Origin of the sequence: Sphingobium aquiterrae, from assembly GCF_037154135.1 — a bacterium.
Taxonomy (GTDB): domain Bacteria; phylum Pseudomonadota; class Alphaproteobacteria; order Sphingomonadales; family Sphingomonadaceae; genus Sphingobium; species Sphingobium aquiterrae.
The window spans coordinates 1-22,508 of the sequence record NZ_JBANFL010000023.1; the positions used below are offsets into that span (position 1 = coordinate 1).

Sequence of the window (22,508 nt, forward strand, 5' to 3'; positions counted from 1 at the left end):
ATCGCTACCGGGGGACATATCGTCCGTCTATGTTGGCGGCCGTACCAGACGCTGTCAGTAGGCAGCGCCCCGTCCGGTGAAGGGGCATATATGGAGGGAGGTCCGACCCGTCAAACGCTTTTTGCAATTTTATTTCAGAAAATTTGAAGGTTCCCGCGTAGACCCGATTCCGCCGCAGGAAACATAATGGAAGGCCGCAAAGAACATGGGTTTGCAGGACGCCGACGCGAACGATGCCGGTTTTGGCGCGCGTATAAGGAGTGCCGTCTTCTGGCGTTCGGGCAGCCAGATCGTGGCCCAGAGCGTGAGCTGGGTCGCGACCCTGGCGGTCATCCGCATCCTGGAACCCGCGGATTACGGCCTTTTCGCCATGACCCAGGTGATTCTCAGCTTCATGGCCTTCCTCAATGGCTATGGGTTGGTGAGCGCCCTGGTGCAGAGCGAATCCCTGGACCGGCATCGGCTGCGGCAGGGATTCGGCATCATGCTGCTGCTCAATGGCACGCTCGCCGCGATGCAGCTCTTCATCGCTCCGGTCGCGGCGCAGTATTACCACCAGCCGATGGTCGCGGACCTGCTGCGGGTGCAGGCGCTGCTCTACCTCTCCACCCCCTTCATCGCGATCCCCGAAGTGCTGATGGGCCGCAGCCTGGACTTCCGCAGGCCCGCGGTCGTCAACCTGATCGCCGCCGCGGCCGCGGCCGGGGTTGCGATCGGCGGCGCGATGGCGGGTTGGGGCGTATGGACATTGGTGTGGGCGCCAATTGCCGGATTCTGGGTGAAGGGCATCGGCTATGTCGTCGCCACCCGATTCCTGCCGCTGCCCAGCTTCGATTTTCGCGGCACCGGCACGATGGTGGCCTTTGGCGCATCGCTGCTCGGCAGCCAGCTGCTCTGGATCATCCAGAGCCAGGCGGACATCTTCATCGCCGGCCGCCTGCTCTCCCCCCATGACCTTGGCCTCTATGCCGAGGCGCTGTTCCTGACCCAGATCTTCGTCAGCAAGTTCATCCCGCCGCTCAACGACGTCGCCTTCCCCGCCTATGCGCGGCTGCAGAACGACATGGCGAAGGTGCGCTGGTCCTTCTGCCGGGCGGCGCGCCTGCTGCTGCTGATCTCCTGCCCCATTTATTTCGGCATGGCGGCAACGGCGGAGCCGCTGGTGGAGACGCTGTTCGGGCCGAAATGGCTGGCGATGGCGCCCTTCGTCCGCATCCTCGCGCTCGCCATGCCGTTCATGACCTTGCAGGTGATGTTCGCGCCGGTCTGCAATGCGTTGGGACGGCCGGGGCTGACGGTGCGGATCTCCGCCATCGGCGCGGTGGTGATGCCCATCGCGTTCCTCATCGGCATCCGGTTCGGCGCTCTGGGCCTGGCCTGGGCCTGGTTGCTGGCCTTCCCGCTCTTCACCCTGCTGACGATTCGGGTGGCGGGCGCGCCCATGGGCCTTGGCGTCCGCGATGTCGCCAATGCGGCGGCGCCCGCCATCGCCTGTTCCATCGCCATGGCGCTGCTGGTGAAGGCGGTCGATTCGGGCCTGCCACCGATGGCCGCGCCGATGCGCCTTGGCCTGCTCGTCGCAATCGGCGGCGTCGGCTTCGGCGCGATCCTCTTCTGCTTCGCCCGCGCCACGCTGGACGACATCCTGCGCCTTGTGCTGCGCAAGGGCCAGGCGCCGGCCACCGCCTGACTGGCCGGCACTTCGGCAGGCGTGACCCCCGGCGGTCTGTTCGGGCGAATCGTGCTCAATCCACGATTCGCCCGCCGTGGAACGCGCTCAGGCGTTCTGAATATAGTCGCGCATCGCCGCCGCTTCCGATTCGATCCGGTCGATGCGGTATTTCACCAGATCGCCGATCGAGACGAAGCCGATCATCGCCCCGCCGGAAATCACCGGCAGGTGGCGGATGCGCCGCTTGGTCATGGTCGACAAGGCGCTGATCACGGCTGTCTGCGGATCGGTGGTGTGTGCCGGCGAGGTCATCACCGTGCCGACCGGCGCATCGAGCACCGATGGGCCTTCATGCCCAAGGCGATAGACGACGTCCCGTTCGGAAAAGATGCCGATCACCTCTCCATTCTCGACCACCGGCACGCAGCCGATGCGCCGTTCAGCCAGCAACTTGATGACGGAAAGGACGCTTTCCTGTGGCGAGACCTCTATTACCTCGTCGCCTTTGCCCTGCAATATCGCTGCAATCGTCATATCGCTCTCCCATATGCTGCCCTGCCCGTTCTTTTCTGTTTTCGGGGTCTTGATGATCCCATGTCTCGCGCCCAAAGGAAAGGGATGACACGCATGTCCGGCCTTGATGATCCGCAAATCGCGGCGACAGCCTGGGGGCGGTATCGGCGGCTGATGGCGGCGATGGCGCTGGGCGGGATCGCCTGTGTGCTGGCGGTTCTGGGGATGTTGTGGTGGCACGGATCGCCGCTGCCCCTGCACATGGTCATCGCCACATCGGCAGGGGTGTGGTGTACCTTCATGCTGGGCACCGGCCTGATGGCGCTCGCCTTCCTGTCCAGCGGCACGGGCCATGACGAATCGATAGACGATCGCGTCAGTCGGGAGATTGATATTGACGGATAATCGCGACCCGGTGCTGCGCACCGTCCCCCGGCCGCATGACATCAATTCGAACGGGCATATCTTCGGTGGCTGGGTCTTGAGCCAGATGGATATTGCCGGCGGCATCGTCGCCGGGCGCCTCGCCCAGGGGGCCGTCGCCACCGTCGCCATCGAATCGATGCAGTTCATCAGCCCGATCCTGCTGGGCGACGTCATTTCCCTTTATGCGCGCGAGGTCCGGCGGGGCCGCACGTCGATCGCCATCCATATCGAGGTGGAGGCGATCCGCGATCTGGACCGGCATGTGGTGCCGGTGACGCATGGCGTGTTCACCTTCGTCGCGCTGGATGAGAATCATCGCCCCCGGCCCTTGCCCGCACCCGGCGATCACTCTTCCGTCGTCACCATATAGTCCAGCGCCGCGCGTCCGTTGGCGGGGATGCCCACCGTCCACAGCCAGGCGCCATCCTTGCGCGACAATGGCCGCGACGGCTTGAAGCCCACCCGGTCCGTCGGGGCGACCCTGACCTCCGCGACGATCGCCCGATCCAGCGCGTTGGTGAGTTCCACGCGATAGGCTGCACGCCTGGCCGATCCACCCGGCACGGACGACAGGATGATCCGCACCTGATCGCTCTGGCCCGCCGCGATGTTCACCTCTTCCTCCACGGCATGGTCGCGCAGGGGCGAATCGGCCAGCAGCAGCATTTCGGGGCCGGCCGGCGCGAACAGGGCGACGCCGCCCGCCGGCAGCGGCAGGCCCAGGCCCTGCTTCACGCTGTTCTTCAGCCGCAGCATCCGCTGCATCGCCCGCCCGCCCGGATCGTCGACGGGCACAGCCCATAGCGACGCCATATAATAAGGTGTGGCCGGAACGGACCGCCGCTCCAGCAGCGCCACCTGTTTCATGCCCCTGGCATTCACATCGACGCGCACGGGCACGCGATAGAGCTTGAGATCGCCAAGCTCCTCCTGCCGCGCCATGACAGGAGCCGGCGCCATGACCGCCATCGCCTCCCGCCGGGCGCCCGTCACCACGATATCTTCCATCGCGGGCGGCGGGGGTAGCGGAAGGCCCGATGGCAGCCCGGTGGTGGTGGTCCCCATCGGCCAGCAGGCCAGGCGCAGCATCGGCGCGGGTGCGCGGGCCACCAGCGCATCATAATGTGATTCGCGGTTCAGCCGCCCGGCAACCGCGAGCAGCTGCGACTGCGCGAAACCCACGCTGCTGCCATTGGCCACCGTCATCCAGGCGAACAGGTCGAGATGGCGCCCATCCTCCGCCAGCCGGGCGACATAATTCGCGCCCCAGTCGAAGCCGGTCGCCAGATAGGTGAGCGTGACGAGGGCGGTCGTCGCCTGCCCCGTGACCGTGTTCACCGAAAAGCTCGGGCGCGCGGAAAGACCCGAGGGGATGGCGTCGTAAACAATGGTTTCCGGCAGGCCGGAACAGCGCAGCGCCTCCACCCCGCGCGCCGTGTCGAGCACGACCGCCCCGTCCGGGCCGGAACGAATCACCGCATCCTCCTCGCTCACCGCCCCGGTTGCGCGATTGGTGCGGCGCAGATGGACCTGATTGCCCAATGATCCATCCAGCAGCGCGGCCGGCGAGACCAGCCGCGCATCGCGATTCTGTTCGGCGACACCGCCCGGCAGGCCGGTGACGACGGCGCTGACCGCGATCATGCCATCGGCCACCCCTTCGAAGCGGACCACCGATTCGCCGGCGGGCAGCGACAGGCGCCGGGTCTCGCTGATCAGGGCGAAGCCCTGCGGGAAACGGGCATTGATCGCGCCCTCTCCCCGGTCGGGATCGCGATAGACGGTGACGGATGTCGATTCGGCGCCGCTGGAGGTGACGACGGCCTGCGCCAGCGCCGGTAAAGGCACCGCCGCCGCCGCCAGCAGCAGCAGCATCGGGGCAAAGGACGACCGCACCGGGGCGCCGATCAATAGCGCGTTTCGAAAACAGCGGTCACGCTGGTCCGGCCATTGGCGGGCACGCTCACCGTCCACATGGTCGAATCGCTGTTCCGGCGCGTGCTGGCCACGCTTTCGCTGACGATCCGCGTATCCTCCCAACCCCAGTCGAGCCCGGCCTGCACAAGATCCACCGTCACCGGCTCGGGCTTCGCATTGCTGATCTCGTAACGCATCGCCGTGCGCCACTTGCTGGCGGACAGCCGCTCGCGCTTGTCGACCACCGGCTGCACCTTCACGTCGAAGGCCTCGCCCGTGGCGAGCGACAGGTCGCTGCCCATCGGCGTATGCCCCACCGCGCTTTCGCCGATGAACTGCGGCGCGCCGCCGGCATCCTTCATATAGAAGCGCACCGTGCCGGCGGGCAGCGCATCGCCCAGCCCGCCCGTGCCCGATGTCGAAAAGCGCACGACGCTGTTGAAGCTCGCCGGCTGCTCCGCGCTCGCCAGCCAGCCGTTGCGATATTCATACATCGCCTTGGCCGGCACGCCCTGCACGTCAAGGAAGCTCACCTGCTTGGTCTGGCGGTCGGCGATCGTCGTGCGCGCGGCGATGGGATAGAGATAATAGTCGCCCAGCCGCTCGCGACCGGCCGTCTCGGTGCCCGCGCGCCGGATGCCGCCCGGCTGCGGCGGACGCGGATAATAGCCGCCCTGCTGTGCCTGCGTGTTGACGCTACCCGCGACCAGCAGCGTGCGCGCATTGCCATAGGTCGTGCCGCTGGCGTTGGTCAGCGTCACCCAGCCCTGCACATCGATACGCCCCGCCTTCGCATCGAACAGCGCGACATAATCGGCACTCCAGCCAAGGCCCGGCGTCAGGTAGCGCAGCGATGCCGGACGGGTGCCGGCCCGGTCGCTCCGCACCGTCACCGACAGGGTCGGGCGCGCGCGCAAAGTGTCCGGCACCTTGTCGAAGATCACGCGGACGGGCATGCCATCGTCGCGCAGCACCTCGATCCGGCTGCCGATCTGCAGCACGACGCCGCCGTTCACCGCCAGCACCTTCGCCTGCTCGCGCGTTTCGGCCCCGGTCGCCGGATTGGTGCGCACGATGGTGATCGTCTGGCCGACCGCCTTTTCCATCAGCTTGCCGGGCGTCAGCAGGTCGAAATCGAAATTCTGCTCGACAATGGCGGTGCCGTCGGCCGCGAAGGACACGGTTTCCGGGCGGATGCGCGCGGACACATCGGGGAATTCGATGCGGGTGGTGCCCCGCCCGATCGCCAGCTGGCGCACATCCTGCACCAGCGCGAGATCATTATTATAGATGGTGACGGCGACATCGCCCTGCGCGCTGCGGCCCACCCCAGCCACCGGCACGGCATCCTGCGCCAGCAACGGCGCGGCCCCGGCCGCGATCAGCAGCAGCCCCAGGCGCGGTGCAATTGCGGTCATGGCCCCGATCATGGCCTGCCTTCCCCACATTGGAGTCCTCCCCTTGTTGGATGCAGACCCTGCCGCATCCCCGGCGGCAAGGGAAGCCCGGCCTTCGCGACATGCAAAAGGGGCGGCCCCTTGCGGCGCCGCCCCTTTGCTATGATCTGTCCATGACAGGGGCATGAATGCCCCGCATGGAACGCCGCTTATTCGGCGGCTTCCTCGGCCGGCCGGCGCACGCGGCGGGTGCGCTTGCGGGGCGCGTCCTCCTCGGCGATCTCGGCGGCGTCATTATCCGCGCGCGAGATGGCGGGCGGCAGCACGGCGATGTCCAGCACCAGATCCTCGCTCACCGCTTCGGTGCGCACCTTGGGCGGGCGACCGCGACGGCGCGGTGCGACCTGTGCTTCCACGGGCTGCTCGGCGACGGGCGCCTGCACGGGTGCGATCTCTTCCTGCACGGGCGCGGGCGCATCGGCAACGATGCGCGGCGCTTCGCGCTCACGCGGCGGACGAGCCGCCTGATCACGTCCATCCCGTTCGCGACCATCCCGGTCACGCCCATCCCGTTCACGATTGTCACGCTCGCGGCCATCGCGCGGCTCGCGGACGTCACGCGCCTCAGGATCGCGACGATTGGTGTTGCGATTGCGGTTGCGGTCGTCACGCTGCTGGGGTTGGGGCTGCGGCTGGGACTGGCGATAGCCATCGCGCTGGTTCTGCACCGGGGCGCGCTCTTCGAAATCGCTGCCGAAATCGTCGCCATTGTCCATGGCGTTGTCGAAATCGTCGCCATCGTCATCGAAGCTGTTGTCGTCGGGGCGGCGGTGGCGTGCCTGCTGTTCTTCCATGCGGGCGCGATTGTCGGCGAGCACGCGGAAATAATGGTCGGCATATTGCAGATAATATTCTGCATTCACACGGTCCCCGGCGAGCTGCGCGTCGCGGGCCATGTTCTTGTACTTCTCCAGGAGCTGGGTGGCATTGCCACGCGCACGACTGTCGATACGGTTGCCGTTGTCTCCACCGCCACGGTTATTCCCGTTGGGGCGTCCGTTGTTCCGGCCGCGATTGCGGCGACCGGCCTGCCGATTATTGATCAATGGTGAGTCCTTGCTTTCACTGCTATCCCTAATCGCGGCCATCGGCCGGATGCACGGCTCCGCCGGGAGCGGGCGCACGCACCGCGCGAACCCGAGCCCTCAGCTGCCAGAGGCGCCGGACAGCAGCGCCGTCATGACTTTGGGAGCGGGGTAGGGCCATTTCGAAAATACAGGAAAAGGCCGCCCCTGAGGCCCATGTAATCATTCGGGGCGCAGAAACCAAGCGAAATTCGTCGGGCTGCGGCAATTGCGTAGGATCAGTCCGGCAAAGCGACGCACAGGCATCGGTCGCGGCCGGCCAGATCCGCGCGCACCGTCACGTCGAGCCCTTCGGGGCGGAACAGCGCGGCGGCGCTTTCGCCCTGATCGAAACCGATTTCGATGGCCGCCAGCCCACCCCGGGCCAGCAGGCGTTTCATCTGCGGCGCCAGCCGGCGATAATCGTCCAGCCCATCCGCGCCGGCGAACAGGGCGCCATGCGGTTCATGATGCAGCACGTCGCGCGGCAGCATCGCAGCGGTCGAAATATAGGGCGGATTGATGAGGATGAGGTCGAAACGCTGGTCGATCCCCTCCCCCCAGTCGCCCGGCCGGAAATCGGCGCGCACCGCAAAACCCAGCCGCGCCGCATTGTCGCGCGCCACCGCCAGCGCCGCCTCCGATGCATCCACGCCAAGCCCCGTCGCCCGCGGCCATTGATCGAGCGCGGCGAGCAGCAGCGCGCCCGATCCCGTGCCCAGGTCCAGGATGCGCGCCGGGCCGCCCGTGCCGAAATGGCCGATCGCCGCTTCGATCAGCGTCTCGCTGTCGGGGCGCGGGATCAGGACGTCGGGCGTCACGCGCAGGGTCAGCGTCCAGAAATCCCGCTCGCCGGTGATATAGGCCAGCGGTTCGCCCGCCAGCCGCCGTTCCAGCAACGCGCCGAAACCGGGCGGCACGGCAAGATCGTGCTGGCGCAAGATCATCTGTTCGCGCGTCATCCCCAGCGCATGAGCGAGCAGCAGTTCGACGTCGAGCCGCGCCGTGGCGCTGGCCGGCGCAAGCCGGTTGGCGGCGTCGCGCAGGGCGTCGGCAATCCCCATACTCGTCATCCCCGCGCAGGCGGGGGCCCATCTCCGGCCCTCCCGCCTGGATGCTGCATATGGGAGATGGATTCCCGCCTGCGCGGGAATGACGGGAAGCAAAAGGAAGAAGAAGAAAGAGTCACCCCACGCCGTCCAGCTGCGCCAGCCGCGCCGCTTCATCCTCGGCGATCAGCGCGTCGATCACTTCGGCCAGCCCCGGCCCCTCCATGATTTCGGGCAGGCGGTGCAGGGTCAGGTTGATGCGGTGATCGGTCACGCGGCCCTGCGGGAAATTATAGGTGCGGATGCGTTCGGAACGGTCGCCCGATCCCACCATCGCCTTGCGCGCGCCGGCCTGCTCGCTCTGCGTGCGCTCGCGCTCCGCCTCGTACAGCCGGGTGCGCAGCACCTTCAGCGCCTTCGCCTTGTTCTTGTGCTGCGACTTCTCGTCCTGCTGCGTCACCACGAGGCCCGTCGGCAGGTGGGTGATGCGCACGGCGCTGTCGGTCGTGTTCACATGCTGTCCGCCCGAACCCGACGCGCGATAGACGTCGATCCGCAGGTCGTTGTCGTTGATCTGCACGTCCACCTCCTCCGCTTCGGGGAGGACGGCGACGGTCGCCGCACTGGTATGGATACGCCCGCCGCTCTCGGTCGCCGGCACGCGCTGCACGCGATGCACGCCGCTTTCGAACTTCAGCTTCGCGAACACGCCGATGCCGTTGATGCTGGCGATCACTTCCTTGAAGCCGCCCACTTCGGATTGGCTGGCGGAGATCAGCTCCACCTTCCACCCCTGCGTATCGGCATAGCGCTGATACATGCGGAACAGGTCGCCGGCGAACAGCGCGGCTTCGTCGCCGCCCGTGCCGGCGCGGATTTCCAGCATCGCGGGGCGCTGGTCGGCCGCATCCCTGGGCAGCAGCTGCAATGCCAGCGCGCGCTCGGCATCGGGCAGCTGTGCTTTGAGAAGCTGCATTTCCTCCTGCGCCATCGCCCGCATCAGCGGATCGCTCTCCGGATCGTCGCCGCCGGCCATATAATCGAGCGCGGCTAGCTCCTGCCGCAACCGTCGCACTTCATGCGCAGCGCGGGCGACCGGCTCCAGCTCGGCATATTCCTTCGACAGCCGCACGAAATCCTCGGGCGCCAGATCGGCGCGCGTCATGCTCGCCTGCACCTCATCCCGGCGCGCCTCGATCTGCGCAATGCGTTCGGGGGAGATGTGCATCAGAGCGTCAGCGCTCTTCGTGCAATATGGGCTTTGAAAACGCCATGTTCGGTGTCTGGGATATTCTGCCGAAATTTGAACAGAACCGAGAGAGCTTCCAAGACACCAGCGAAGTCTTCTGCGGTCGCAATTCCGCTGTTTCCGAACGCCTTAAACCTCAGATGCACCATCTCTTGCGGAGCGGCAATCACGGACAACTGAAACTTCGGAGGATTTTTCCGGGCGATTTCAAAACGCCGCTTGGCATTGCCCCGAAACACTATGTCAGTGGCCCATCCAGCACGACGCAGGGCTGTGGCAATCGCATGAGCATCCGTTTCGGCGTCGGCGCTTTCGGGTATGACAACAACCTGCGCCATTTCTAAGGCCGGCATCTCCACCAGCATCGCCAGCCGCTCGATGCCCGCCGCCCAGCCGACCGCCGGGGTCGCCGGGCCGCCCAGATTCTCGATCAGCCCGTCATAGCGTCCGCCGCCCAGGACCGTGCCCTGCGCGCCCAGCCGGTCGGTGACGAATTCGAACGCGGTGTGGCGATAATAATCGAGCCCGCGCACCAGCCGGGCATTGCGCGCCCACGCAACGCCGGCGGCATCCAGCCCCGCCGTCACCTTCTCGAAGAAGCCTCGCGCCTCGTCCGTCAGATAAGCGTCGATGTCCGGCGCGCTGTCGGCCACCGGGCGGTCGCGCGGGTCCTTGCTGTCAAGGATGCGCAGCGGATTGCGGTGCAGGCGATCCAGGCTCTCTTCCGAAAGCTGGTCCCGATGCGCTTCGAAATGCGCGATCAGCGCCGCGCGCCAAGCCTCGCGGCTTTCCGCGTCGCCCAGCGTGTTGAGCGTCAGCGTCACGCCCTCGCTGATGCCCAGTTCCTTCAGCAACTGGTCGGCGAACACCAGCAGCTCCACGTCCGCCCCCGGCTCGCCCGCGCCGATGATCTCGGCGTCGAGCTGGTGGAACTGGCGGAAGCGGCCCTTTTGCGGGCGCTCGTAACGGAACAGCGGGCCGTGCGTCGCGACCTTGAGCGGCGCATATTGCTGCCAGCCCTCGGTGATATAGGCGCGGGCGATGCCGGCGGTGAATTCCGGCCGCAGGGTGATGCTGTCGCCACCGCGATCCTCGAACGTGTACATTTCCTTCGAGACGACATCGGTGCTTTCGCCCAGCGATCGCGCGAAGACGGCGGTGGATTCGAACACCGGCACCTCCACCCGCTGGAAGCCGTAGAGCCGCCGCACGCGGTCGAATGTCGCCACGACGTGCGCAAAGCGCTCCGCAAAGCCTTCGGGCGTGCCGCCCAGCATGTCCTGCGTGCCCCGTACCGGGCGCGGTGTCTCGATTTTCGCCATGAGGCGGGCCTGTAGCGGCATTTGCGCGGGATGGAAATATGCCGCCGCTGCCCAAGACTTTCGGGGGGCTGGACGCAGGCGGCGGAGGGCGTATTGTGCCGCCATCACACCATCCGGTGTCAGCATTTCGTCAAGAGGTATCCATGCGCCGCAGCTTTGCCGCCATCCTGCTCATTTCCACCGCCCTTTCCGCCGCCACCGCCAACATCGCCCTGGCGCAGGACATCCGTTCAAAGCCGGTGGCGCCGCAGCTGAACAATGCAACCCCGCTGCCCGCCGACACCCCCTATCCCGGCGGCACCATCGTGCTGCAGGTGGACGCAACCGACACCGTGCAGCGCATCTTCAAGGTGAAGGAGACGATCCCCGTCGCCGCCACCGGCCCGCTGACCCTGCTGATGCCCGAATGGCTGCCGGGCAACCACGCCCCGCGCGGCGCCATCGAAAAGCTCGCCGGCATCAGCTTCACCGCCAATGGCAAGCCGCTGGCCTGGAAGCGCGATCCGCTTGACGTCTATGCCTTCCGGCTGGACGTGCCAGCCGGCACGAAGGCCGTCGTCGCGGAGTTCCAGTTCCTGTCCGCCACCGCCGGCAACCAGGGCCGCGTCGTCATGACCGACAAGATGCTGAACCTGCAATGGGAAGCGGTCTCGCTCTATCCGGCGGGCTATTACACCCGGCAGATCCCGGTGCAGGCGACCGTCACCTATCCCGACGGCTGGAAGGCGGCGACGGCGCTGCGCGGCAAGGCGACGGGCTCGACCGTCGCCTATGACCCCATCGACTATGAAGCGCTGGTCGATTCGCCGGTCTTCGCCGGCACATTCTTCAAGGCCGTCGACCTTGGCAATGACGTGACGCTCAACATGGTCGCCGACAGCGCCGCCGAGCTGGACGCCAAGCCCGAGCAGATCGCCGCCCACAAGAAGCTGGTGGATGAAGCCATCGCGCTGTTCGGCGCCAAGCATTTCAACCATTATGACTTCCTGCTCTCGATCACCGACGAAATGGGGTCGATCGGGCTGGAGCATCACCGCAGCTCGGAAAATGGCGTCGACCCCGGCTATTTCCCCAAATGGAATGACGGTCCGGGCGAGCGCAACCTGCTGCCGCATGAATTCACCCATAGCTGGGACGGCAAGTTCCGCCGCCCCGAACTGCTGTGGACGCCCGACTATCGCACGCCGATGCAGGACACGCTGCTGTGGGTCTATGAGGGCCAGACCCAGTTCTGGGGCTATGTGCTGGGCGCCCGCTCGGGCCTCTATACCAAGGAGCAGACGCTGGACGCCTATGCCCATATCGCCGCCAAGCTGGATACGACGCGCGGCCGCGAATGGCGCCCGATGGAGGACACCACGCTCGATCCCGTCATTTCCGCCCGCCGGCCCAAGGGCTGGGCAAGCTGGCAGCGGTCCGAGGATTATTATAATGAGGGCCTGATGATCTGGCTGGAGGCGGACGCGATCATCCGCAAGCAGACGGCCGGCGCCAGGGGTCTCGATGATTTCGCCCACGCCTTTTTCGGCATCAGGCCGGGCGACTGGGGGCAGGTGACGTACAATCGCAAGGATGTGATCGACACGCTCAATAGCATCGCGCCCTATGACTGGGCGACCTTCCTGGCCGATCGCGTCGACAGGCCGACGAAGGAAGTGACGAAGGGCGGCTTCACCCTTGCCGGCTACAGGCTGGTCTATGGCGACAAGCCGGGCAGCACGACCAAATATGTCGAAACCCTGCAAAAGGGCGTCGACCAGAGCTTCGGCGTCGGCCTGTTCATGAAGAATGACGGCGATGTCGCCAGCATCGTGTGGAACAGCCCGGCCTTCAAGGCAGGGCTTGCCGTCGGCATGAAGGTTCTGGCCGTAAATGGACAGGAATTTTCGGGCGATGCCTTCAAGACTGCGCTAACCGATGCGAAGGACCCGAAGAAACCGGTCAGCCTGATTGTGAAACAGGGCAAGGCATTTCGCAATGTAACGCTCGATTATTCAGGCGGCCTGCGCTATCCGCGCCTTGAGAAAACAGGAGAGGGTGACGGCAGCCTCGACATGCTGCTGCGGCCAAAAACATCAACCATCCCGGCGAAATCATAGTAGCGAGAGACAGGACAGACATGAACATCGACCTCATCCCCGTTGGCGACGATCCGCCGCACAGCCTCAATGTCGTCATCGAGGTGCCGGTGGGTGGCGAGCCCGTGAAATATGAGTTCGACAAGAAGTCGGGCGCATTGTTCGTGGACCGCATCCTCCACACGCCGATGCGCTATCCCGCAAACTACGGCTTCGTGCCGCATACCCTGTCGCCCGATGGCGATCCGCTGGACGCGCTGGTCATCGCCCGCTCGCCCTTCGTGCCGGGCTGCGTGGTCCGCGCGCGCCCCATCGCCGTGCTGAACCTGGAAGACGAGGCCGGCGGCGACGAAAAGCTGGTCTGCGTACCGGTCGATTCGACCTTCCCCTATTATTCCGACGTGGGCGAGAAGGACGATCTGCCCGAGATCGTGATGCAGCAGATCGAGCATTTCTTCACCCATTACAAGGATCTGGAGAAGCAGAAGTGGGTGCGCATCGGCACCTGGGGCGGCGCCGAGGATGCACGGCAGATCACCCTGGAGGCGATCAAGCGCTATCAGGCGGACAAGGCCAGCAAGGCCGCCTGATTCGCGGACTTTGAACACGGAAAAGGGCCGCCACCGGGGATTCCGGTTGGCGGCCTTTTCGTGTGCGATGCCCGAAAATATGCGGTGCCCGGAAAGCGGCATGGTCCCGGACATCGCGCCTCAGCGTTCGGCGCCAAGATCAGGCAAGCACCTTCACCCAGAACTGCATGTCGTGGGCAACCGCCTCGTCATCGCCCGGCGCCTTCCAGTCGAAGCGCGCGATCAGGCCATCGACCGGCGCGAAGCCGCGCCTGCGCCAGAAGGGGTCGAGCGGGCTGTAATCGGCGGGGCGTGCGGGATGATCGGCCGGGCGGATGACCGCGCAAAAGGCCGCCATGGCAAAGCCGCCCGCGCGCGCCGCCGCTTCGCGCCGGTCGAAAAAGGCGTGGCCGATCCCATGGCCGCGCCATTGCGGCAGCAGCACCGATTCGCCGAAATAGAAGATTCGCGAAAGATCCATGCCGCGTTCGGCAAAAGGCGCCGCGAAGGCCCCGGCATGGTCGGCCATGGGCGCAGCGGTGGCGGCCCCGACCAGCCGGTCGCCGGCAAAGGCGCCGACGATCACCGCGCCACCGCTGCGCGCATAGGCGGACAGATAATCGCGCTCATAGGCGCGCCCCTGCGCGCCCGCGCCGTCATAGAGATAGGGGAAGTCCCGAAACACCGCGATTCGCAGGTCGGCCAGATCGTCCAGCCGGTCGACCAGGGCCACGCCTGCCAGAGCGCGAATCGTGACGGCGGGATGGCCCACCGCCCGCGCCCTTATTTGGCGGCCGGTGCCGCCTCGTTCGCAGGTGCAGCAGCATTTGCCGCTTCATTGCCCGCGCCAGCAGCGGCATTGTCGCCACCGGCGGCCGGCGCCGCATCGGCGGCGGGCAGCGGCAGGTTGGAACCCTGCGTGTTCAGATAGGCGATGATATTCGCGCGATCGACCGGATTGCCAAGGCCCGCGAAGGTCATCTTCGTGCCCGGCGCATATTCGCGCGGGCTGGTGAGCCAGGCGTTCAGCGCGTCGAACGTCCACTTGCCGCCCTTCGTCTTCAGCGCGTCGGAGAAGGCAAAGCCGCCACGGCCGGTCGCCACCGCATCGCCGACGACCTCATGCAGGTTCGGGCCGATGCCGTTCGCGCCACCGGCTGCGATGGTGTGGCAGGCCGCACACTTGGCGAACACCTTTTCGCCCGCCGCGACATCCGCGCTGGCAAGCAGGGTGTTGAGCGAGGGGCCGGCGGCAGCGGCGGCGCCGCCTTCGGCCTCGACGCCTTCGATCGCATAACCCATGGTTTCGGGGCGTTCCTGATGGAACAGCTTGCCTGCGACGATCGAACCGCCAAGGGCAATGATACCTGCAAACAGCGCCCAGCCGGCAATGGTATTGAAACGATCGTCCATGCGTCCGACTTCCCTCGACTTATGTTCTGGCGCCGTTATTTGGCGCCCCCTTTAGCGCGATGGCATAATGGCGCAAGTGCGAACACGCAACCCGCGTCAGCACGGATTGCGGGCCTTTCCCGCACGCCGTGCTTGCGTGCATCCGGCCAAGTGCCTAAGCGCGCTGACGCCCATGGAAAACTATCCCCTGCCCGCACGGCGCCTTGTCGCCGAAATGTCCGCGAAGGCGGCGGCCGATCCGGCCAGCGCAATCGCCTATCAGGGCGCGCCGGGCGCCAATTCGCATCTGGCCGCGCTGGGCTATGCCCCCGGCTGCATCCCCCTGCCCTGCTTCGCCTTCGAGGATGCGATCGACGCCGTGCGCGAGGGGAAGGCGGCGCGGGCGATCATCCCGATCGAAAATTCGCTGCACGGCCGCGTGGCCGACATGCATTTCCTGCTGCCCGAATCCGGCCTGTCGATCATCGACGAATATTTCCTGCGCATCCGCCACTGCCTGATGGCGGTGGACGAAACGCCGGTGAAGAGCGCGATCAGCCACCCGCAGGCGCTGGGCCAATGCCGCCATTATCTGCGGGAAAAGGGAATCACCCCGGTCTCCTATGCCGACACCGCCGGCGCCGCCGCGCTGGTCGCCGAAAAGCATGAGCCGGGCGCCGCGGCCATCGCCCCCTATCTTGCCGCCGAACTGTACGGCCTGCGGCTGGTGGCGGAGAATATCGAGGACAGCGACGACAATATGACGCGCTTCGTCGTCCTGGCGCGCGAACCGCATATGCCGCAGCCCGGTGTCGGCCCGGTGATGACGACCTTCCTGTTCGAGGTGAAGAACGTGCCCGCCGCCCTCTACAAGGCGATGGGCGGCTTTGCGACCAACGGCGTCAACATGACGAAGCTGGAAAGCTATCAGCGCGGCGCCAGCTTCGCGGCGACCGAATTCTATTGCGATATCGAGGGGATGCCCGGCGACCCCGCCGTCGACCGCGCGCTTGCCGAGCTGGAGTTCCACACCAAATGGGTGCGGATGCTGGGCAGCTATCGCCAGGCACGCCCGCGCACCTGACGCAGGGGCGCCCAGGGGAACCCGACGCAGGCGCCTGATCATATGGACAGCGGCCTTGCCCACGCGGCCTGGCATGGCGGCCGCGCCCATGCCGGCGGCCGCCATCCTGCAAAACCTTTGCTTTAGCGCCCGCATGCAGAGCTTATTTGCGCCTTTTCGCCGTTGAAATGATATGCTCCCCGCAACGGTGGACGCATGAACGGGAGAAGAGGGTGCTGAAAGGGCTGATCGAAGCCGCGATCGCAGGGGGCGAAGCGATCCTGCCGATCTACCGCGACCTGACGCAGTGCCAGACCCGCAGCAAGGATGACGGATCGCCCGTCACCATCGCCGACGAAGCCGCCGAACGCGCCGTGGTCGCCGTGCTGGCGCGCGTCGCGCCGGGCATCGTCATCGTCGCGGAAGAAGAGTGCGCGGCCGGGAACACCCCCGTGACCGCCGACCGCTTCCTGCTGGTCGATCCGCTGGACGGCACGAAGGAATTTGTCGGCGGCAGCGGCGATTTCACCGTCAACATCGCCCTGATCGACCATGGCGTGCCCGTGATGGGCGTGGTGCTGAGCCCGGCCACCGGGGCGATCTATGCCGGGGATGCCGACGGCGCCCGCCGGGGCCAGGTGCAGGACGGCCATGTCATCGACTGGCAGCCGGTGCAGAGCGCGCAGGCGGGCGAGAGCGTGCGCGTCATCGCCTCGCGCTCGCACCTGACGGCGGAAACGCGCGACTATTGCAATCGCTTTCCCGTCGGCGCCTTTGTCTCGGCCGGCTCGTCGCTCAAATTCTGCCGCGTCGCCGAAGGGGCCGCAGACCTCTATCCCCGCATGGGCCGCACCATGGAATGGGACACTGCGGCGGGGGACGCCGTGCTGCGCGCCGCCGGCGGCCGCGTGCGCACCCTCGACGGCAACGACCTTCTCTACGGCAAGCGCCATCAGGCCGACGATGCCGATTTCGCCAACCCCTGGTTCGTCGCCCATGGCGGCTTCGACCCCTTCGCCGTGGAGACGCGCCCGTGACCACCCTGACCCATCTCCAGCGGCTTGAGGCCGAGGCGATCCACATCATGCGCGAAGTGGTGTCGGAGGCGGAACGCCCCGTGATGCTGTATTCCGTGGGCAAGGACAGCGCGGTGATGCTGCATCTGGCGAAAAAGGCCTTCTATCCCTCGCCCCCGCCCTTCCCGCTGCTGCATGTGGATACGACCTGGAAGTTCCGGGACATGTACGCACTGCGCGACAAGGCGGCGGCGGATGCCGGCATGGAGCTGCTGGTCTATCAGAATCCCGAGGCGGTGGAGAAGGGCATCAACCCCTTCGACCATGGCCCGCTGCATACCGACATGTGGAAGACCGAAGGGCTGAAGCAGGCGCTGGACCTCCATGGTTTCGACGCGGCCTTCGGCGGCGCGCGGCGCGACGAGGAGAAGAGCCGGGCCAAGGAACGCATCTTCTCCTTCCGCAGCGCCAACCACCGCTGGGACCCCAAGAACCAGCGCCCGGAGCTGTGGCACCTCTACAATGCCCGCAAGGCGAAGGGGGAGAGCATGCGCGTCTTCCCGATCAGCAACTGGACCGAGTTGGACATCTGGCAATATATCCACCTGGAAGGGATCGAGATCGTTCCCCTCTATTTCTCCGCGCCGCGCCCGACGGTGGAGCGCGACGGGCTGCTGCTGATGGTCGATGACGACCGTTTCCGCCTGAACGACGGCGAAGTGCCGGTCGAACGCTCCATCCGCTTCCGCACGCTGGGCTGCTATCCGCTGACCGGCGCGGTGGAGAGCGAGGCGAAGACACTGCCGGAGGTGATCCAGGAAATGCTGCTCACCACCACATCGGAACGCCAGGGCCGCGCGATCGACCGTGACGCGGGCGATGCCAGCATGGAGAAGAAGAAGCAGGAAGGCTATTTTTGACGCGCCACGGAATGCGAAGCGTTCCGAAGCGTCAACCCCGGCGAAGGCCGGGGCCTCGGGCCTCCTGGGACGCCCCGGATCAATGGCCCTCCCGCCCAGATCAACGAGCTCCCGGCTTTCGCCGGGATGACGAGGTAGCGATATGACCGACACCCTCAACCAATCCGGCAACCAATCCGGCACCCGGTCCGGCGTCCAGTCCCCTGGCCCGGTCTACAAGACCGACGACCTGATCGCGCAGGACATCGACGCCTATCTGGAGGTGCATCAGCACAAGACGATGCTGCGCTTCATCACCTGCGGGTCGGTGGACGACGGCAAGTCGACGCTGATCGGGCGGCTGCTCTACGACAGCAAGATGATCTTCGAGGATCAGCTGGCCGCGCTGGAAGCCGACAGCAAGCGCGTGGGCACGCAGGGGCAGGAGATCGATTTCGCCCTGCTCGTCGACGGCCTGGCCGCCGAGCGCGAACAGGGCATCACCATCGACGTCGCCTATCGCTTCTTCGCGACGGAAAAGCGCAAGTTCATCGTCGCCGACACGCCCGGCCACGAACAATATACCCGCAACATGGTGACGGGCGCGTCCACCGCCGACCTTGCCGTCATCCTGATCGACGCGCGCAAGGGCGTGCTGACGCAGACCAAGCGGCACAGCTACCTCGCCCATCTGATCGGCATCCGCAACATCGTGCTGGCGGTGAACAAGATGGACCTGGTCGATTACGACCAGTCGGTGTTCGACGCGATCGTCAGCGACTATACCGCGTTCGCGCAGTCGATCGGCATCGAACGGTTCGTCGCCCTGCCGATCTCCGGCTTCAAGGGCGACAATATCACCGCCCCTTCGGCGAACACGCCCTGGTATGGCGGCCCGGCGCTGATGGAGCATCTGGAAAGCGTGGAGGTGGACGCGACGCTGGACGCGCAAAAGCCCTTCCGCATGGCGGTGCAGTGGGTCAACCGCCCGAATCTCGACTTCCGGGGCTTTTCCGGGCTGGTCGCGACGGGCACGGTGAAGCCGGGCGACGCCATCCGCATCCTGCCCTCGGGCAAGACATCGACGGTCGGCCGCATCGTCACGATGCCCGGAAAGGCCGGCGGCGGCGATCTGGAGGAGGCCATTGCCGGCCAGTCCATCACCCTGACCCTGGCCGACGAGGTCGACTGCTCGCGCGGTGATGTGATCGCGGCAGCCGACAATCCGCCGCAGGTCGCCGACCAGTTCGAGGCGACGCTCGTCTGGATGGACGAGGCGGAGATGCTGCCCGGCCGCCCCTATTGGCTCAAGATCGGCACGCAGACCGTCAGCGCGACCATCACCGAGCCCAAATATCAGGTCAACGTCAACAATATGGCGCATCTGGCGGCCAAGACGCTGGACCTCAACGCCATCGGCGTGGTCAACATCGCCACCGACCGGCCGATCCCCTTCGCGCCCTATGCGGAAAATCGCGATCTGGGCGGGTTCATCCTGATCGACAAGATGAGCAACGCCACGGTCGCGGCGGGCATGCTGCACTTCTCGCTGCGCCGGGCGGACAATGTCCACTGGCAGCCGACCGACGTGACGCGCGAGCATCATGCGGGGCTCAAGAACCAGAAGCCGGCGGTAGTGTGGATGACGGGGCTTTCGGGCGCGGGCAAATCGACCATCGCCAACCTTGTCGAGAAGAAGCTGGCGCGGATGAACCGCCACACCTTCCTGCTGGACGGCGACAATGTGCGCCACGGCCTCAACAAGGATCTGGGCTTCACCGATGCCGACCGGGTGGAGAATATCCGCCGCGTGGGCGAGGTAGCCAGGCTGATGACCGACGCGGGGCTGATCGTCATCACCGCCTTCATCTCACCCTTCCGTTCAGAGCGCGAGATGGTGCGGCAGATGATGCAGCCCGGCGAATTCATCGAGGTGCATATCGACACCCCGCTGGCCGAAGCGGAAGCCCGCGACGTCAAGGGCCTCTACAAGAAGGCGCGCGCGGGCAACCTCAAGAACTTCACGGGCATCGACAGCCCCTATGAGGCGCCGCAAGACCCGGAGATCCGCATCGACACCACCGCGATGACGCCGGAGGAAGCCGCCGACGCCATCGTCGCAAGGCTCATCCCCTGAAAACCATGGGCAACCGCGCGGGCGGCGATCAGCGCATGTGCGTGACCGCCGCCCAGCGTGCCCGCCATCCGCGCGCGGCGGCAAGATCGCCCAGCATCGCCCGCCATTCGCGGAACGCCAGCCTGACCGGATGGCTTTCCCGCTCCTTGCCGGCCAGCCCGTAACGCCTGGGGCTGTCGCTCTCCGGCGCGATCGTGCCCAGCAGCCGGTCCCAGACGATCAGCATGCCGCCATAGTTGCGGTCGAGCAGCTCCGGGTTGCTGGCATGATGGGCGCGGTGGTGGTGCGGGGTGTTGAGCACCCATTCCAGCGGCCCCAGCTTCGGGATCGCCTCGCTATGCAGGAAGAACTGGTAGTTGAGGTTGATCGCCAGCAGGACGGTCACGATCCGGGGATCGAAGCCGATGGCGATCAGCGGCAGATAGCATAGCCAGCCCAGCGACAGCAGACTGGTCCATCCCAGGCGGAGCGACGCGAGGAAGGTCAGCTGCTCGGCGCTGTGATGCACGCTGTGGCTGGCCCACAGCCAGCGGATCTCATGGCTCGCGCGGTGGAACCCGTAATAGGCGCATTCCACCGCGAGGAAGCCCAGCGCCCAGTTTTGCCAGCGATCGACCGGGAAGCGGTGCGGCACCATCGCCCAGACGCCGCCGAAGATCGCCCCCAGCGCCACGCCGTTGATGGCCGATGCGGCGATATTGCCGACGACAAGGCCAAGCGTGGTCAGCGCCGCCCGGCCGTCATAACCGCGACCGCTGCGCAGCCGCCAGACCAGCTCGGCCAGGATGGCGGCCAGTGCGACGGCAAGGAACAGGGGGGAATGCCGCTGGGCCATGGCCGCTATTTCCGCCGTTCGGCCAGGAACGCCCTGGTGCGTTCCCGCGCCGCGTCGAACTCGGCCTTCGTCACCCGGCCGTCATTGTCGGCGTCGGCCAGCGCGAACATGCGCGGGGGCGACTGGGCCAGCTCCTCGCGGGATGTGGCGCCATCGCCATTGCTGTCCGCCCGGCCCAGCATTTCGGTGAGGCGCGCATAGGCATCGGGCCGCACTTTCGCCAGGCGCGGGAAATCGGCGGGGCTGACGACGCCGTCGCCATTGCGGTCCAGCTGATCGAAGGTGCCGTTGCGAAAGGCGGCGAATTCCGCCTGCGTGACGACACCGTCGCGATTGCTGTCCGCCTTGGCGAACCAGTCGCCACGATCGCCCCGGCCGGCCATGCCGAACTGCGCGGCGGCCGGCGCCGCGAGGCCGGCGATCGTCAGAGCGGCGAGCAGATATCGGGAAGCAGATGTCATGAATGTGGTTCCTGAACAGAAAAATGGCACAGAAAACGGCCCGGCGGCGGTGGAGGGGGTCGGGTTGCCGCCGGGCCGCGCCTTCTCCCCGGAGCGGGGGGAGAGGGATCAGTTGCGCGTGGCGGTGCGTGTGGCGGTGCCGGTCGATCCATCGGGGCGGGTACGGGTGACGGTGCCGGTATAGGACCCGTCGCCATTGTTGACGACGCTGGTGGAACGGCCCCAGCTGGTGCCGTTGTTGGTGACGTGGGTCGCGCCGCCCGAATAGCTGCCATCGCCCCAGCTGCCGCTGCGGCTGGACGCGATGCCGCGGCCGCTGTTCGTCTGCAGGCTGCGGCTTCCCGCAACGGAGCCGGGCGCGCGGCTGATGGCGCGGCTGCGGTTATAGCCATGGCCGCCAGCCCCCTGCACGCTGACGCTGCGGGCACGGCTGCGGGCATCGGCCTGCGGCGAAATGGCGATGGTGCCGGCAAAGGCAAGGCCGATCGCGGCGGCCGTCAGGATGGTCTTCATCTCATGTCTCCTCACAGGATGGGCGGTCTCGCCCCTCTCGCTGCAGGGCTAGGCTCCCATGGTAATCGGCCCGCGACGGCACGGAATCAGAGTGTGACAAAGTGTAACGGTCGCTTGCACGCGTCCGCGCGCATGGCATGGTCGCAACCATGGAACCGGGGGCACGCCCACAGATCGCGCTGATCGAGGATGATGACGAGATTCGCGATCTCGTCGCCGCGCTGCTGGCGCGGGAGGGCATGGCCGCGCATCCGTGCCGCACGACCGCCGAATTCGACGCGCTGGTGGCGCGGCAGCCCGTCGACCTGGCGCTGGTCGACATCATGCTGCCGGGCGAGGATGGGCTCTCGCTCTGCCGGCGGGTGCGGGCGGCGGGCAATCTGCCGCTGATGATCCTGTCCGCCCGCAGCGACGATGTCGACCGGATCGTCGGGCTGGAGATCGGCGCCGACGATTATCTGCCCAAGCCGTTCAACCCGCGTGAATTGGTGGCGCGGGTGCGCGCGCTCATCCGGCGGTCGCGCCTTGGCGAAACCGCCATCCTTGCCCCCGGCGACCATCGCTATGCCTTCGAAGGCTGGGTCTGGGATGTCGATGCCCGCCGCCTGACCGCGCCCGACGGCACGCCGGTGGAACTGACCGGGGGCGAGCATGACCTGCTGCTCTGCCTGGTGCAGCGGCCGCAGCGCGTTTTGTCGCGCGACCAGCTGCTCGACTGGACGCGCGGGCGGGAGGCCGCCCCCTTCGACCGCACGATCGACGTCCAGCTGGGCCGCGTCCGCCGCAAGCTCGCCGCGCATCCCGATGGCGAGGCACTGATCAAGACGGTGCGCGGCGGCGGCTATGTGTTCGTCGCCCCGGTGCGCCGGGCCTGAT

Annotated in this window: 22 protein-coding genes; 10 read left to right on the top strand and 12 right to left on the bottom strand. The window is 66.5% G+C overall.

What is annotated here, in order from left to right; translation table 11 throughout:
* The first annotated feature begins 205 nt into the window (after positions 1–205).
* On the top strand, positions 206–1,690 hold the full coding sequence (locus WFP78_RS19830; RefSeq protein WP_336966074.1) for a lipopolysaccharide biosynthesis protein: 1,485 nt from the start codon (positions 206–208) through the stop codon (positions 1,688–1,690).
* Between the two features lie 87 nt (positions 1,691–1,777).
* Here WFP78_RS19830 and WFP78_RS19835 read toward each other — a convergent pair whose 3' ends face one another.
* Positions 1,778–2,206 carry a CBS domain-containing protein gene (locus WFP78_RS19835; protein WP_336966076.1) on the bottom strand — a complete coding sequence of 143 codons (429 nt, stop codon included), beginning with the start codon at positions 2,204–2,206 and terminating at the stop codon, positions 1,778–1,780.
* An 84-nt stretch (positions 2,207–2,290) separates the two neighbouring features.
* Between WFP78_RS19835 and WFP78_RS19840 the strand changes: the two genes are divergently transcribed.
* Positions 2,291–2,590: a hypothetical protein gene (locus tag WFP78_RS19840; protein ID WP_336966077.1), complete on the top strand. Its 300-nt coding sequence runs from the start codon at positions 2,291–2,293 to the stop codon at positions 2,588–2,590.
* Positions 2,580–2,981, top strand: a complete 402-nt coding sequence (locus WFP78_RS19845) for an acyl-CoA thioesterase (RefSeq protein ID WP_336966079.1) — start codon at positions 2,580–2,582, stop codon at positions 2,979–2,981. The genes WFP78_RS19840 and WFP78_RS19845 overlap by 11 nt, the downstream gene beginning before the upstream one ends.
* Here WFP78_RS19845 and WFP78_RS19850 read toward each other — a convergent pair.
* From WFP78_RS19850 to hisS, 6 genes are all read right to left on the bottom strand, one after another.
* A complete protein-coding gene (locus WFP78_RS19850) occupies positions 2,957–4,507 on the bottom strand; it encodes a DUF4139 domain-containing protein (RefSeq protein WP_336966081.1) in 1,551 nt (516 codons plus the stop codon). The genes WFP78_RS19845 and WFP78_RS19850 overlap by 25 nt on opposite strands.
* A gap of 11 nt (positions 4,508–4,518) precedes the next feature.
* Positions 4,519–5,946, bottom strand: a complete 1,428-nt coding sequence (locus tag WFP78_RS19855; protein ID WP_336966083.1) for a DUF4139 domain-containing protein — start codon at positions 5,944–5,946, stop codon at positions 4,519–4,521.
* Positions 5,947–6,134: 188 nt separating this feature from the next.
* Positions 6,135–7,031, bottom strand: coding sequence for a DUF4167 domain-containing protein (locus WFP78_RS19860; RefSeq protein WP_336966085.1), 897 nt, complete (start codon positions 7,029–7,031; stop codon positions 6,135–6,137).
* 257 nt (positions 7,032–7,288) lie between these two features.
* Positions 7,289–8,113 (bottom strand): peptide chain release factor N(5)-glutamine methyltransferase, encoded by an 825-nt coding sequence (gene prmC / locus WFP78_RS19865; RefSeq protein ID WP_336966086.1) that lies wholly within the window; start codon positions 8,111–8,113, stop codon positions 7,289–7,291.
* Between the two features lie 121 nt (positions 8,114–8,234).
* Positions 8,235–9,326: a peptide chain release factor 1 gene (gene prfA / locus WFP78_RS19870; RefSeq protein WP_419723009.1), complete on the bottom strand. Its 1,092-nt coding sequence runs from the start codon at positions 9,324–9,326 to the stop codon at positions 8,235–8,237.
* On the bottom strand, positions 9,326–10,669 hold the full coding sequence (gene hisS / locus WFP78_RS19875; RefSeq protein ID WP_336966088.1) for a histidine--tRNA ligase: 1,344 nt from the start codon (positions 10,667–10,669) through the stop codon (positions 9,326–9,328). The genes prfA and hisS overlap by 1 nt, the downstream gene beginning before the upstream one ends.
* 143 nt (positions 10,670–10,812) lie before the next feature.
* On the opposite strand from hisS, the gene WFP78_RS19880 reads away from it, so the two are divergent.
* Together WFP78_RS19880 and ppa are read left to right on the top strand one after the other, a co-directional pair.
* Positions 10,813–12,768 (top strand): M61 family metallopeptidase, encoded by a 1,956-nt coding sequence (locus WFP78_RS19880; protein ID WP_336966090.1) that lies wholly within the window; start codon positions 10,813–10,815, stop codon positions 12,766–12,768.
* Positions 12,769–12,788: 20 nt separating this feature from the next.
* A complete protein-coding gene (gene ppa, locus WFP78_RS19885) occupies positions 12,789–13,337 on the top strand; it encodes an inorganic diphosphatase (protein ID WP_336966091.1) in 549 nt (182 codons plus the stop codon).
* A gap of 139 nt (positions 13,338–13,476) precedes the next feature.
* Here the strand turns inward: ppa and WFP78_RS19890 are convergent, their stop codons facing one another.
* Complete coding sequence (locus WFP78_RS19890) at positions 13,477–14,058, bottom strand: GNAT family N-acetyltransferase (RefSeq protein WP_336966163.1); 582 nt, start codon at positions 14,056–14,058, stop codon at positions 13,477–13,479.
* A 41-nt stretch (positions 14,059–14,099) separates the two neighbouring features.
* Entirely contained in the window at positions 14,100–14,729 is a 630-nt protein-coding gene (locus WFP78_RS19895) for a cytochrome c family protein (RefSeq protein ID WP_336966093.1), read from the bottom strand.
* A gap of 172 nt (positions 14,730–14,901) precedes the next feature.
* Here WFP78_RS19895 and WFP78_RS19900 point away from each other — a divergent pair, with 172 nt between their 5' ends.
* From WFP78_RS19900 to cysN, 4 genes are all read left to right on the top strand, one after another.
* Positions 14,902–15,792, top strand: coding sequence for a prephenate dehydratase (locus WFP78_RS19900; RefSeq protein WP_336966095.1), 891 nt, complete (start codon positions 14,902–14,904; stop codon positions 15,790–15,792).
* A gap of 212 nt (positions 15,793–16,004) precedes the next feature.
* Complete coding sequence (gene cysQ, locus WFP78_RS19905) at positions 16,005–16,808, top strand: 3'(2'),5'-bisphosphate nucleotidase CysQ (RefSeq protein ID WP_336966097.1); 804 nt, start codon at positions 16,005–16,007, stop codon at positions 16,806–16,808.
* A complete protein-coding gene (cysD, locus tag WFP78_RS19910) occupies positions 16,805–17,707 on the top strand; it encodes a sulfate adenylyltransferase subunit CysD (RefSeq protein WP_336966100.1) in 903 nt (300 codons plus the stop codon). Before cysQ ends, cysD begins: the two co-directional genes overlap by 4 nt.
* Before the next feature lie 142 nt (positions 17,708–17,849).
* A complete protein-coding gene (gene cysN / locus WFP78_RS19915; RefSeq protein ID WP_336966101.1) occupies positions 17,850–19,823 on the top strand; it encodes a sulfate adenylyltransferase subunit CysN in 1,974 nt (657 codons plus the stop codon).
* 28 nt (positions 19,824–19,851) lie between these two features.
* On the opposite strand, the gene WFP78_RS19920 is transcribed toward cysN, so the two are convergent.
* The 3 genes from WFP78_RS19920 to WFP78_RS19930 form a co-directional block, all read right to left on the bottom strand.
* Positions 19,852–20,658: a sterol desaturase family protein gene (locus tag WFP78_RS19920; RefSeq protein ID WP_336966103.1), complete on the bottom strand. Its 807-nt coding sequence runs from the start codon at positions 20,656–20,658 to the stop codon at positions 19,852–19,854.
* A 5-nt stretch (positions 20,659–20,663) separates the two neighbouring features.
* Entirely contained in the window at positions 20,664–21,119 is a 456-nt protein-coding gene (locus WFP78_RS19925) for an EF-hand domain-containing protein (RefSeq protein ID WP_336966105.1), read from the bottom strand.
* 108 nt (positions 21,120–21,227) lie between these two features.
* Positions 21,228–21,632 (bottom strand): hypothetical protein, encoded by a 405-nt coding sequence (locus WFP78_RS19930; protein ID WP_336966107.1) that lies wholly within the window; start codon positions 21,630–21,632, stop codon positions 21,228–21,230.
* 149 nt (positions 21,633–21,781) lie between these two features.
* Between WFP78_RS19930 and WFP78_RS19935 the strand changes: the two genes are divergently transcribed.
* Positions 21,782–22,507: a response regulator transcription factor gene (locus WFP78_RS19935; RefSeq protein ID WP_336966109.1), complete on the top strand. Its 726-nt coding sequence runs from the start codon at positions 21,782–21,784 to the stop codon at positions 22,505–22,507.
* Position 22,508: the final 1 nt, after the last annotated feature.